Origin of the sequence: Mycolicibacterium grossiae (assembly GCF_008329645.1) — a bacterium.
Lineage (GTDB): Bacteria > Actinomycetota > Actinomycetes > Mycobacteriales > Mycobacteriaceae > Mycobacterium > Mycobacterium grossiae.
The window spans coordinates 221,447-234,269 of the sequence record NZ_CP043474.1; the positions used below are offsets into that span (position 1 = coordinate 221,447).

The following is a 12,823-nucleotide window of genomic DNA, read 5'->3' on the forward strand; positions in this document are numbered from 1 at the left end:
CTGGACGCGAGACGGACGGCGAAGGCGACGAAGCCGGTCCTGTGGACGTCGTGTTCCATTCCGCGGCACCCGATCGCGGGCCAAGCCGTCGCCTCGATCATCTTTCGCGCAGCGAGCACCGATGCACCGTCACACAAGACCCCGACACGTCGGGCATCGTCGCAAAACGTTCGCTAAACCGCTGTCGTCGGCGTTCTTGATGAAGCCGGGCCAACTATTGCCGTGTTCATAGTTGGAGCCGTGCGGCTGAAGGTACTGAGATGCGAAGATCTGCGAGTTGTGTCGTCAAATGGATGACACGTGTCGGCTGCGTCCTCCCGCGATGCGGTTCGCCATGCCAGAATCACCTGGTCGGCTCCTAACCCCGACGGGGGGCTGGCCAAGAGTTCCGATGCCCCGTGTCGTGTCCGGGGCATCGGAACGGGCACTCGAAGTTATTTGGGCCGCCCACAACGACTCGGCGTTGCGCTCGAGCAGCGTCGCGCCGATCGCTGCCGAAGCTTCGCACGTCAGCCACTAATGTGTGCGGAATGCGCTTACTGCGCCTTCTCGATCGCCACTAACGCAGCAGCGAGTGAGAAGAACTTGTTGGATCCGAGATCGCGCACCGTCTTGATGTTCAGCGCAGCCTTCAGCGCTGCGGCATCATCGTCGGTCACGCCAGCGAGGGCCGATGGCGAAGCGTCGAGCACTTCTTTCAAGGGCTTGTCCTCGTACGCCTTGTCGAGAGCCTTCGCCAGATCGCTGCTTACCGACATCTCAGTCCTCCGTTGTTGTTGGTGATTTGCGATCGTACTCGGCGCCCGCACGAACGGCTCATACCAGCGCAGCGCTGTCTCTGCGCCTTCACTCACAGTTCTCGCTGCCCTCCTGCGAGTCACTTGTCGAGCGACGCCAAGAACTCTCGAGCAACCACTTTGAGCTTGACATTGCGGTCCTGGGAGGACTTGACGAGCCGCTGGAACGCTTCCTCAGCGGTACCGCCGTGGATTGCGCGAAGTGCACCTTTGGCTTGGTCTATGTCCGACCTTGACGTCAGCGCCGCAGTCAATTGCTGGATGGTTTCGCGGGAGCGCTGCCATTGACGCGCGTTCGTGATTGCGGCGCCGGCTATCGCGGTATACAGACGCATCAACGTTTCGTCGAACGGGTCGAAGGCCGATGCATGCCGGCTATAGATGTTGAGAGAACCGATCAGCTCCGGATCCTGGTCCACACGTTCCGCAAGCAGCGGCACCGACAACGTGGCACGGATATGGCTGCGCCGAGCAGCTGCAACAAACTCCGGCCATCGCTGGCCTTCGACGGACACGACCACCCGCACCGGACGGCGCGTCTCCGCCGCCTCCAAGCACGGCCCACGCCGAGTTGAGTACTGCTCGTCGTCGAGAGCGAGGACCCATTGGTCTGTGTACGCGGCCGTGCGTCGTCCTGTCCCAGTCAAGACGCTCACAGACACCGCGTCGGCATCGGGAATGGCACTCACAGCGGACTGCGCGACGCGGGCGAGAACATCGTCGAGCGGTTCCGTTGAAGCGAACAGTTCTTGCAACGACTCGATGGCATCTGATGCCGATTCGAGCCGGTCAAGCTCGTTAGGACGCGCGTCTGTCACCCGTATCCGCCTCAAAAGGATCCAGCTTGGCCGTGGCTGGACCAAAGCGACTACGGCGTGAGCTTAACCGAATCTGAACACGACGAGAAAACGGTCTCCGTACGCACTCCATCGCAGGCCACGCAACGAGGCACAATCATCCGGAAGGTAGCACATGGAGCCGGTACCGCTCTGCTAAGTGCTGCCGGCAGATCATCAGTCCAACCCGGCTTGAGCGCCTACGGCTACATACGCACGCGTCTAGTCATCGGCCACACCATCGGCCGAACCCCGGCCGTAGCGTCGGTCAGCGCCAGCGGTCCCTCCACCGAAACCTCCGACTGTTGTTTCTTGTGCCATTCAGCATGTTTCCCAAGCCGTCGAATGCTTGATCGATACCATCATGCACCATCTCGACGTTATTGATTCTCTCAACCAAATCTTCGTTGCGATTCCGATCCCGCTCGGTCACTCGCCGCCAGAAGCTCATTAACCAGTCCCTCCCCGTCGCGTATCAGCCGATGCTATCCGGCTGTCCGAACTGCCGCAGACGATTCGACGCTCTTAGTGCACAGCTCAGGCATGTGTAGCGTGAGCGGAACTACAGGTCTCGAGGCCTCTGGCTAAAGCCCATGGTTCGCGACCGGCGCTACGCTTGATCCCGTCTCCACACGGAGATGTTTGCGCCAAGTTTGTCGTTCCAGTTCACACGCGCGAAAGCCGTCAAGATGTCGATCCGGGAGCCGCGAATACATTGAGAGTTTCTAGCGATGACTTGGTTACCCCGAAGCAAGCGCAAGTCAGCACAAGTTGTGACGGCAGTAGTGCACACCCCTACTCCCAACGCACGTGCCGATGCTCCTGCGCTTGCGCGCTCTACACGAGTGGAGTAGTTGCAAGAAGGATACGCCTCTGCCTCCCACCCAACTCCATCAAAATAGGTCAGACACGTACAAAGAGCAGCGATGAAACCGATCGCAACAATGCGAAAACTGTAAAGACTTTGTAGCAATTGGCACGGCTTAGCTACCCACCGTGCGCCAGTTAGTCGAATCACCACGAACTCCCCCCGCCGACCAGGCTTTGCCTCGACGAGGGCCACGATAGCGAACATCAGGTTGCCACGTCCCATTTCGAACGAATCGCTTCTCCCAGCGTTTGATGCCGACTCGCGAACCAACAGAGCGCGACTCGGCGGAAGGATTGGGGTCAACGTAAACGGTATGGAACGCAGTTGCGTCACTCCTGTGCCAGACTCGAGGCATGGGGGAAGAGTCAGGCACAGAGGTGCCACCTGCGGATAGCAACCCGACGCTAGGTGAAGGCACTGCTTCGAGGTCATCTGGCGGCCGAAGCAGCGACTGGAAGCTCGCTCTACTTAGCGCAGGAGCAGCTCTACTGGGGTCGCTTATTGGAGGCGGTATATCCTATGCGCTTGCGCTCTCCGGCCAAGAATTTCAAGGAGAAAGCGATCTTCTTGCCCGGCGTGAAGCCGACTATGCGACCTATCTTTCCTCTCAGCCCAAGTTGCAAGGTATTGAGAACACGCTCAGAAACTACATACAAGAGAATGATCCGGACATCTCGGCGATTAATGAGTGGTCCGGCAAGTATTATGAAGCCGTAGATGCGGCCGTCAGCGCAGATTACGTTGTCGCGCTTAGTTGCTCACCAGAGGTTGACGAATTGCGTACGGCCATCGTGGACGCTCAAACTGACATCGACACAGCGATCCACTCGCTAGCGAATGACTCTCGTTACGGTCGCCCGTACAATCGTGAAACGCTCGATGACCTTTCGAACAGCCTTGATAGATTACCCGGTTTGCACGGAGATTTCGCTGGCGCCGCACGTTATTACGATTTGCGAATCCCTGACTGATCTCGCGTACATAGGTCTGTCTCAAAACTGAACAAGGTCCCAATGAGTTGGAGGTGAGTGTCAGCTTCCCAGAAATGAATTGTCCAGATGCCTCGGACGACCTCATAGAGATCGTCAGTGCGTTCACCCAAGCAGGTCTTTACCGAGTAGCAGCACTGCCCATCCTGCTTGCACGACGGCCCTCGCCAATATGAACACAGCTTTGGCAGTTGTATTCACAGCAACGCGAGACTCTGAAGTTACTTCACGTCGCCTTCAGCCCCTTTACAGCGGAGCTCCAGCGGCTCCGAGTTAGCTTGGCGACGCAAGACGATGCGATCCTCCGCCCCTATGACGTCGAAGCGTGTCGGTCCAACTATCTGCAGGTCGGCAGCAAACCCCGCTGTCACTTCGAGAAGAACTTCGTATCGTCCACCGTTGGGCCGATCGTCGGGTTGTTGTTCGACCCACCAGCGCCCGCCGGCAGCTGCCGCTACCAAATCGTCATAGCGGACCCAATCGAAACGACCATCAGTTTCAAGTCGAAGGTTGATCTCGCTGGTCGCACTCGATTGCCCCGCCGGCCGTCCCACGTAGCGACCCGCGAGCTTAGGAAACCTCATTGTCCCTCCTAACGCATTGGTCACTGTTGCGGATGTGAGAGAGTCGTTCTTGAGGTCAACCTTGACACGGCCCGCCGTTTGGCGGCAGCCAATCTAGAAAGGTGGCGTCTGCTCGACACACTGCCTGCCACGCAAGTCAACATTTGCCACGCGCAACGACGGCGGTCTCAACGCGGTTGCGTCCACCAAGGTGGTGTACGAGTCGGACCTGATCAGCGGTACCGGCGTGTCGTAGCCGAATGATTGAAGGTCATCGCGTGATTCTTCGAGAGACCGACCAAAGTTTCTCGAGCAAAGGAACCGACGCGATGACCACTGCCCACAATATCGACCTGCCCACCGTGCTGGCCGAACGACTCACCACCGCCCATCCCGACGTGCTGCGCGAGCTGCTCGCCACATTCATCCACACCCTGATGGGCGCTGAGGCCGACGCCCTGTGCGGCGCCGGATACGGCGAACGCAGCACCGAGCGCACCAACTCCCGCAACGGCTACCGGCACCGCCAATTCGACACCCGCGCAGGCTCATTGGATCTCGCGATCCCGAAGCTGCGCCACGGCTCCTACTTCCCGGACTGGCTGCTGGAACGCCGCAAACGCGCCGAACGGGCTCTGACCACGGTAGTCGCGACCTGCTACCTGCTGGGGGTCTCGACGCGGCGGATGGACAAGCTGGTGGAGACCCTGGGGATCACGTCGCTGTCGAAGTCCCAGGTCAGCGTGATGGCTAAGGAACTCGACGCCGCCGTCGAAGCCTTCCGCACCCGGCCCTTGGACGCCGGCCCGTACACGTTCGTGGCCGCCGACGCCCTGGTGCTCAAGGTCCGCGAGGGCGGGCGGGTGGTCAACGTGCACGCCCTGATCGCGGTCGGGGTCAACGCCGAGGGCCATCGCGAAATCCTGGGTATTGACGTCAGTACCGCCGAGGACGGAGCGGGCTGGTTGACGTTCTGGCGGTCGCTGACCGCCCGCGGCCTGTCCGGGGTCAAATTGGTCACCAGCGACGCCCATGCCGGGCTGGTAGCGGCCATTGGGGCGACGCTGCCCGGGGCGGCCTGGCAGCGGTGCAGAACGCATTACACGACCAACCTGATGGCCGTCACTCCCAAGTCGTCGTGGCCGTGGGTCCGGACATTGTTGCATTCGGTGTTCGATCAACCAGACGCTGAATCGGTTGCTGCGCAATATGATCGGATCATCGAGGCCCTCGCGGACAAGCTCCCCAAGGTCGCCGACCACCTGGAAGAAGCCCGGGCGGACCTGCTGGCGTTCACTGCGTTTCCCAAGCAGATCTGGCGCCAGATCTGGAGCAACAACCCCCAGGAACGCCTCAACAAGGAGATCCGCCGACGCACCGACGTCGTCGGCATCTTCCCCGACCGAAACGCTCTGATCCGCCTCGTCGGCGCCGTCCTGGCCGAACAACACGACGAATGGGCAGAATCGCGGCGCTACCTCGGCCTCGACGTCCTCAGCAAATCACGCACCGTCAACGACACACCGACAGAACAGGAGGCCACCCCAGCGGCACTGACCGCCTGACCCAACTACCTCGAAGAATCACACGACGACGTCGTACACCACGTCCCTGGACTTGACCCTCAACGCATCGAACGCCTCCGAGGCGGGGGCACACCCGAACGGCCTCCACGAAGTCGAGCCGGCATCCCCGGCATCACTTTGGTGCACCGCAGGCCAAGCCGCGACGTCCTAAGTCGCGGGGCACGAATAGTGCCTCATTAAGACTCGTCGCGCGGTGAGGTCCGCGAACAAAAGTTCGACAACCCCGAAGTTATGGGTTCTTACTTCGAGCACTGCAGCGCCGCTACACGTCCGCCTGGCAGTCTCGAGCTGGCGGCCATGACGGCTTCGGCTGAGGTAACGCCGTTGCCGCCCTGAAACGAAGATGATGTCAGAACGATGGCAACGCAGCCGTTATGCATCTCGGCAGCCACCTGGCAGCCGGCCCCGGAGGCAGCCACACACTCCGCATTTGCTATTCCGTCGGCGCGACCTTGCGTATTTGCTGTTCCCCAGCCGATCTGAGCGGTGACCGGCGAGATGGCGAGCGCGACATATTGATCGTCGCCGCCAGTCGCGATCAACTGCGAGGGGTCCTGAGCTGGGAGTGCAGCCACTGGCAGTGGTGTCGCCGGCGGGGGTGCACCACACGGACACCACTGCGCCACCCCACCGTGGCGAGAGCACGTACCGGACCGCGTCTGCGAATGCGACGCGGTGCCGTCTTGACAGATTGCCGAGGCGCCGGCGTACGACCCATTGGGGCTCTCGACGCAGTCCCCGCTCGCAGCCTCGTAGGTGCCAGCCGGACATGCCGCGGCGGGAGGCGCGACGACAACGGCGACGAGCACATTGAACGTCAGCAGGACGACAGCACTCACCGACGTCAGCAGTCGCCCGCTCCGGCGAAACACCCCAAACCTCCGGCGCACGCGTGACCTAGTACGACCCGTCGGCACACCCGGCCGGCGGATTGGACGTCGAGCACGGATGCGGTTCGTTGCTCGCAGGCAGCCGAGTCTGCACCTTGTTTTGGATCTGCTGCTGATGCGCCCGCACCGCCGGCCAGATGTCGGGGCACATGGTGTTGGCGGCCCCCACGACGATAACGGCCCGTTCCGCGTTCGACGTATAACCGTTTAGCGTCAGACCAGCGATTGCTTGGTCGACAGCGAAGCTACTCTGGCCGTTTCTGATGGTGCGGCAAACGGCCTTGCCGACGTCGATGATGTCAAGGATGCTGTCGTAGTAGACACCGTTGTTGCGAGGAAGCTAACAAAGTCGTACTGGTCGGCGTGCGCAGGCGGCGCTGTCATCACAACTGCCGTGCAGACTGCGACGGACGCCGCGAGCGCAATGCAGTGAGCCTTTGTCACGACTCGCATCCCACACCGTCGCGGTCCTTATCGAGCCACGGACCATAGTTGGGAGAATCGGACGGAATGTCAGTGTCGCCGTTAGCGCGAGCCTCCGAGCAGTTCTTGTAAGGGGCGTCCGCTGATGCAGCCAGTGCGGAGCCTAAAGCAACCGCGCTCGAAGCGGCGAAGACGACAACAGCACGAAGAAGCATGACTCCACCCCGAAACGTTTGTGGCGACTAGGCCCCCTAGCCACTCCCGTAATCCTAGGGCACGCTCGGCCATGATCACAAACAGATGAGCAAACTATTGAATCCGTCAATGCCTCAGCAGCCGCCGGCTGGTCATTGCAGTCTGACGCCCCTGTCAGGCAAATAGTGCGACCGACGGCACGGACACCGAAAGGTTGGTCTAGCGGATGACGAGAATCCATTGCTGCCTCTTGGGCTCAGATTTTGAAGGGGGTGCGCATGAGCGCCTCGAACGCGAGAGGCGTGGCAAATCGTCGTCATGCAAGTCCCGAGCAACGGCGTCCCCCCGGGTGCGGCAAAGACCGACCCGCGGCACTGAACCCGGCCCTTAAGACTCGCCATCCTCACAGACCCATACAGCGGGGTTGACTCACCAACATCTGTCGCGTCCTCGGGGCCGCCCACTGGTCGGTTGACCTCTCTTCGGTACGAGCAGCGGCGCGGCGCGACTCGCGCCTGCTATCTCTTACTCGCGCATACCCTGTCCGACAGCTTGATTAGTCCCCCAATGTCGCCCACCGGCACAGGCTGGCGCTGTCCGTTGATTTCGATGTAGCCCGTCAGACGCTTCTCCGCCACGATCTCCTTCACGTCTGGGTAACCGCCGAACCTGATGGCAGTCTGATTGAGTCCGTACTCCGCGCCGCCGGCAGGAAGGTGACCATGCTGTCTTCGACGTAGCACTTGATCACGCCTTTCGAAAACGAGCAGCGGCCATTTCCCGTCGGTCCATGTCGCCTCGCTGATCGGCCCGCTGGTTTGCGCAGGTGTGAGCGTGGAGGGTGGTGGCGTGCCGGGGTCAGTGTCACTCAATCGCGCTCATTGCTGGTGCGAGCAGGCAGCCGCGTTTCGCCGGGCCGTCTGTCCGCACGCGTACAGGTGCCGAGCGCAGTCGGACATCGTTTAGCTCCGGTCGCGCGGCGCCGTCGTGAGCGAACCGCCTCGAGCACGGCTAGCTGAATCTCACATGCAAGCGGTCGAGCACCTAATCACAGAGCTCAACCGGCGGTTCGACGCCCATCGGGCTGAGCGCAGCATGGCAGCGGAAGAGATGAATCAAACCGGCGCTACGTAACCTCTATGAGTTCCGGCTGAACATTGGATGGCCGCGAGGCTTGTGACGCCTCCAACGGGTTCATGATCGTTCTTAAACATGCCGTCAGCTAATGCGGAGTCGCGCGGACGCTGCTCGAAGCCGAACCATCCGACGACCACGCCATCGACGGGCATTGGCAGACGGCGAACTTCACGCTCGTTTCCATGGCCAGCTTACGTGTGGAAACGCACGTCAAATACCGTTTCTAGCATTGGCCGCTATCGCTCAGATCGCAGCAATAGCTTGACTTGCGCAGTTTCGCACAAAAGATGATCGCTCGCGGCGTGGTAGGCGACATGCGGGACAAGTGACTACGTCAAGCGCAGGCCCGCCACCTCAGCGAACTCGAACCGATTCGTCGCCGTCAAGTACTTTGCGCGAGCCGTCGCCTTGCGCATGCATGTCTGCATCGGCCTGCCACACCTTTGTGAGGTAGGCGCGAACCCTGTCCTCGTCGACCGGCTGGCCCCACCGCTTAATGAACGTCCGTCTCACGTCATCGTCGATCGGTATTGGCACATCGATTGAAGGCATCGCGCCTGGGGCATAGATATAAATATCGTGTTCGTCCGGCGGCGGACTCTCCGTCAATTTATCCATCGTGTCGAACACCAACTTCAGCACTGTGTGCGAGAGGCCGTGAATTGCCTTCGCCATAGCGCTTTCCTGCCGATCGTTACGTTCTTCTGTCGCCTTTTCCACTTCTACTTTCATCATACCACTTCTGACTTCTCGAATCTACGTCTAATGCCTGAAGCGATGTAGACCGATTTGAACCATCCGGACACGCATCTGGCCAAGATGACAAGGTATACCGGAATAACCAGGCTGAAAAAGTAGTCGGTGAGGCTTACATGTCCTTCTTGTTCCGCTACAAAGAACAACACTATCCACATCGGCAAGACAGCAACGACGAAGCGGCGCACTCGTTGACGCTCACTTAGATAACCCCATCGACGCCTTGTACTCCGCAGCACAAGCAATCCTGCAACGACGATTGCGGTACCCAAGAGTCCATGAAGGAAACACGACACGATGGCCCTGTCCTTCATCGTCGCGAGATCGATGCCGAAGCCTTGCGTCGCAAGCAACAGTGCAACATAGGCCGACATCGCGGAACTCGTCCACAGGGCGATGCGTGCAGTAAGTGGAGTGCGTATAGCAGTGGTTGGTTCGTTTCGCAGAGGCAACAGCGAGGCCACAACCGCCGGCCCGCCGGCGATGAGCGCAATCGCTCCCGTCGCTTGCACCTTCCCCGTGTCCGAATCTATGAACCATCCGTGGGATAGCGCCATCATCAGAACGAACAAGATGACGCTCGTTACCAATCCGATGACCGCGGTGTATCCCTGGCTGCCCGGCGGGGCTTCGAAGCAGTCGATGAAAATCAGGTAGCGATTTGATACGGACGCATGTGCGCCGCGCTGGTCGTACGGCACGTAGATGTGGCCGTCGGGAGTTCCTTGACCATTGAACGTGTACCTCGGTTCATGATCGTGTCCTTTCGGCCGGACCGAGATATCCTTCAGGATGTAACCGTCCGGTACCTCAAAGTGGAAGTGGTAACTGGCTGCGAAGTGCAACAAGTCACTCTCGAACCGGAAGCGGTTCTGCCGCCATCCCATTGCTAGCCGCCAGGCGGCTAAGTTGTCGCGCGTCGCTTCGTCGTGACGGAATCGGTTCGTGTATTCCATTGTCACAACGTCTCCGAGGCAGGCTTCAATCTCTGCGAATTGTAAGTAGCGTGTTTCCAATTCACGGGCGAGCGTTTCGGCCGCCGCAACGAAGTACGGACTGCTCGCTTCACCGTCAGCTCCGATCAAACGATCGAGTATTCGAAGGGTGAAAGCGTCGCCATCAGTGAAATTGAGGATATTGATCGGTGCGTGCGAACTGTCAACAGCAAGTCCCGAAAGCAGCGTGCCTTTCTTCAAGAAAGCGACTGGGACGTACAGACGACATTTCTGGCCGGGCGCAGGCAAGTCGCTTCGCGCCAACATCAGCCGTGCAAGCTCTTCGGCGTTTGGAATCCTCACCTCATGTTTTACTTCTCTTGAGAGGTGACGTTGGTGCGGCGTCAGCGTCTCACTGAGGCGGAGGTTCCAGCGCGGCAGGTCGCTGATCATGGCCGTCGCAACGGCCTCTTGTATGCGGACCTCGCGTTGCCTCGATTCGGTGTGCAGCAACGCATTCGCGTCGTCGGCTGCAATCCGACTTCGTCGACCGAAGATCTTTCCAATGAACGCATCTGCGTCCCTGTGGCTTGGTGGCATTACCGTCCCTCAACAAGCTGCGGATTCCCATCACAACCAGTCAACTACAAATCGGCGGCGCGCCTGCCTCACTTACTCCAAGTGCCGCCATCAAGTCGCAAGCCTCCGCAACAGCCTCTCCGTTCTCGTAAGCGAAAAGCCGATGCACGCGTCCGAACTTTACATCCATGATGTGCACGCCATCATTGCGATACACCGGGCCTCGCGCAGGGGTCACGTGAGCCGTCCATTCGGCCGCCACCGTCATACGCCACGGCCACCCAGAGACCGTGACGCCATGTACCTCGAACGCCATCTTTGGGCACAAGCGATGCAGCCGCTCGAACCACCGCTGCACGGTGAGTCTGTCGTGCCGAGTGCCGCCGAGGGCATGACTGCCGGCGAACCAATGATGGACGTCGGGCGCCATTGCGGCGAGCACCTTGGCATGGTCGCCACGACCGACGGAGGCGAACATACCCCGCACATAGCGGCCAACGATCCACGACAGCACTTCTAGTCCGCCCTTAATCTGTCGGTAAATGTGCTTGCATCAAACCTGCCATTGCGTCTGAAGCACAACTCTCCAACATGTGCGTGCTCCGCGCCGAGGGACCGGATTCGGAAAAAATACAGTGATCAACGCGTTGGTGTCCTAACGTCGCGGTCATGAGGGGAACATACGTCTTTGCGCTGTGCTCTACCGTCGTGGCACTAAGTGCCTGCAGCTCAACGGAAACCGCTCAAACGACTGTTACTGCGCAGCCGTCGACGGTTACCGTCCGCGAAACAACCACCGCCGCTGCACCCACGCCTGCCGAATCAGCAGCCCAGGCGGCCAACGCTGGTCCCTGGATAATGCCAGACTTGATCGGACAGGACCTCCAGGCGGCTCAGAACTCGGTACAAGCGCTGACCGATTACAACGTGTTCTTCAGCGGCTCGAAAGACCTCACCGGCCAGGGACGGATGCAGATCAACGATCGAAACTGGACGGTCTGCACGTCGACGCCGCCGGCTGGCACGTCCTTTACGAAGCAAACCGCCGTAGAGTTCGGCGTCGTCAAGACCGATGGACCGTGCCCCTGACGGCCCCTGAGTGAAGACTCTCGCGGGTGTCCGCGGAACTGGTCGTCTAATTGCGGGCCACACCCGACTGTGCGATCGTTTTGCGTTTCGCTATGAGCGGACTGCGACTCAGATGCGAAGACCACGCTGGTCAACGTCGGTAGAACGCAAAGACGGTCTCCAAGAGGTGTGTCGCTTGGCTAGGGCGGCGAGGGTGACCGCACCTGAACCGTTACCGGCGTGGAGGTACCGATGGGCGATCCTGGCGGCGGCTCTTGCCGAAGGATCGTCTCGGGGGGCGTATCGCCGTCACTTGCGTCAAGCAGCTTGACGATTTCACCGACCCAACCGAAGCTTGTCATCAGCTGGCGGAAGTCGTTAAAGGTGAGGCCCGTGACATCGGGCATGACGAGCACCTCCGGTACAAAGGCCGTCGGACTCGTGCTGCGAGGAAATTCCGTCGCCGATGTCGCCGGCGTCGGCCGCGTGGGGCTCGCCGCGTTGTTGGACTGTCCTCCACACCCAATCAGCAACAGAGACGCCACTATCGTGGCGGCGAAGCGAAGAGATCGCCGGCGCATTTCGACGTAGCCCGTCAAACGCTTATCTGCGACGATCTCCTGAATGTCCGGGTATCCGCCGAACCTGATGGCCGTCTGGTTAAGTCCGTACTCCACACTGCCGGCAGTGAAGGTGACCATGCTGTCTTCGAGGCAGCACTTGATCACGCCTTCCGAGACGAGCAGCGGCCATTTCCCGTCGCTCCACGTCGCCTCAGTAATCGGCCCGCTGGTCTCCACGGGCGTGAGAATAGAGCTTGGCGGCGCTGCGGTGTCACGTGCAGCGCAGGCCGAAGCCCACACCACAACTTCGAAGCAAGCAAGAGCCTGCAGATAGTGCGTGCGAGCAATGCTGAACCCCGTCCATGAGGCGTATACCAGTACCGGTAACAACCCATGCAGGTCAGTAGCACATATGCGTTCTCTTACTCCGAAGCTAAAGCACTCACGTCATATGTCGGCGTTTAATTCCGAAATTGCTCTGCGGCCGAGCATTCGGTCGACCAAGACCGAGTAGTCCTCGAGAGCTTGTATTTTGACCCTCTCGTCGTCCGAGTCCAGCCTATCGAGTAGGCCTTTGTCGAAGAGTTCAGTTACCACTTCTCTAACTTCAGAAAGTCCTCGTCGGGCGAGTTCGG

The 12,823-nt window shown here is 60.0% G+C and carries 13 protein-coding genes; 3 read left to right on the forward strand and 10 right to left on the reverse strand.

All coding sequences use genetic code 11. From position 1 onward, the window contains the following. Positions 1 to 536 precede the first annotated feature (536 nt). Together FZ046_RS01130 and FZ046_RS01135 are read right to left on the reverse strand one after the other, a co-directional pair. Positions 537 to 758 (reverse strand): hypothetical protein, encoded by a 222-nt coding sequence (locus FZ046_RS01130; protein WP_070356298.1) that lies wholly within the window; start codon positions 756 to 758, stop codon positions 537 to 539. A 119-nt stretch (positions 759 to 877) separates the two neighbouring features. Next, positions 878 to 1,615, reverse strand: coding sequence for a GAF and ANTAR domain-containing protein (locus FZ046_RS01135; RefSeq protein ID WP_070356299.1), 738 nt, complete (start codon positions 1,613 to 1,615; stop codon positions 878 to 880). A gap of 1,242 nt (positions 1,616 to 2,857) precedes the next feature. Between FZ046_RS01135 and FZ046_RS01140 the strand changes: the two genes are divergently transcribed. Beyond that, positions 2,858 to 3,475 carry a hypothetical protein gene (locus tag FZ046_RS01140; protein WP_125939879.1) on the forward strand — a complete coding sequence of 206 codons (618 nt, stop codon included), beginning with the start codon at positions 2,858 to 2,860 and terminating at the stop codon, positions 3,473 to 3,475. A gap of 239 nt (positions 3,476 to 3,714) precedes the next feature. Here the strand turns inward: FZ046_RS01140 and FZ046_RS01145 are convergent, their stop codons facing one another. Further along, the gene (locus FZ046_RS01145) at positions 3,715 to 4,077 is read right to left on the reverse strand and encodes a hypothetical protein (RefSeq protein WP_125939880.1); all 363 of its coding nucleotides are present in this window, start codon (positions 4,075 to 4,077) and stop codon (positions 3,715 to 3,717) included. 308 nt (positions 4,078 to 4,385) lie between these two features. Here FZ046_RS01145 and FZ046_RS01150 point away from each other — a divergent pair, with 308 nt between their 5' ends. Next, complete coding sequence (locus FZ046_RS01150) at positions 4,386 to 5,621, forward strand: IS256 family transposase (protein ID WP_070356446.1); 1,236 nt, start codon at positions 4,386 to 4,388, stop codon at positions 5,619 to 5,621. A 260-nt stretch (positions 5,622 to 5,881) separates the two neighbouring features. Here the strand turns inward: FZ046_RS01150 and FZ046_RS01155 are convergent, their stop codons facing one another. The 6 genes from FZ046_RS01155 to FZ046_RS28260 all read right to left on the reverse strand — a co-directional run bounded on the left by FZ046_RS01155 (position 5,882) and on the right by FZ046_RS28260 (position 11,035). Beyond that, positions 5,882 to 6,559 carry a DUF3761 domain-containing protein gene (locus FZ046_RS01155; RefSeq protein WP_328514430.1) on the reverse strand — a complete coding sequence of 226 codons (678 nt, stop codon included), beginning with the start codon at positions 6,557 to 6,559 and terminating at the stop codon, positions 5,882 to 5,884. Next, positions 6,540 to 6,839, reverse strand: a complete 300-nt coding sequence (locus FZ046_RS27740) for a DUF732 domain-containing protein (protein WP_328514431.1) — start codon at positions 6,837 to 6,839, stop codon at positions 6,540 to 6,542. The genes FZ046_RS01155 and FZ046_RS27740 overlap by 20 nt, the downstream gene beginning before the upstream one ends. Before the next feature lie 133 nt (positions 6,840 to 6,972). Then, a complete protein-coding gene (locus tag FZ046_RS01165) occupies positions 6,973 to 7,170 on the reverse strand; it encodes an excalibur calcium-binding domain-containing protein (protein ID WP_083298618.1) in 198 nt (65 codons plus the stop codon). Between the two features lie 1,471 nt (positions 7,171 to 8,641). Next, entirely contained in the window at positions 8,642 to 9,019 is a 378-nt protein-coding gene (locus FZ046_RS01170) for a hypothetical protein (RefSeq protein WP_125939870.1), read from the reverse strand. Continuing rightward, positions 9,019 to 10,431, reverse strand: a complete 1,413-nt coding sequence (locus tag FZ046_RS01175) for a hypothetical protein (protein ID WP_125939871.1) — start codon at positions 10,429 to 10,431, stop codon at positions 9,019 to 9,021. The genes FZ046_RS01170 and FZ046_RS01175 overlap by 1 nt, the downstream gene beginning before the upstream one ends. A gap of 187 nt (positions 10,432 to 10,618) precedes the next feature. Further along, positions 10,619 to 11,035 carry a nuclear transport factor 2 family protein gene (locus FZ046_RS28260; RefSeq protein WP_125939872.1) on the reverse strand — a complete coding sequence of 139 codons (417 nt, stop codon included), beginning with the start codon at positions 11,033 to 11,035 and terminating at the stop codon, positions 10,619 to 10,621. Positions 11,036 to 11,415: 380 nt separating this feature from the next. Here FZ046_RS28260 and FZ046_RS01185 point away from each other — a divergent pair, with 380 nt between their 5' ends. Further along, entirely contained in the window at positions 11,416 to 11,646 is a 231-nt protein-coding gene (locus FZ046_RS01185) for a hypothetical protein (RefSeq protein ID WP_070356284.1), read from the forward strand. A gap of 179 nt (positions 11,647 to 11,825) precedes the next feature. On the opposite strand, the gene FZ046_RS01190 is transcribed toward FZ046_RS01185, so the two are convergent. Further along, on the reverse strand, positions 11,826 to 12,425 hold the full coding sequence (locus FZ046_RS01190) for a PASTA domain-containing protein (RefSeq protein WP_070356285.1): 600 nt from the start codon (positions 12,423 to 12,425) through the stop codon (positions 11,826 to 11,828). Positions 12,426 to 12,823 lie beyond the last annotated feature (398 nt).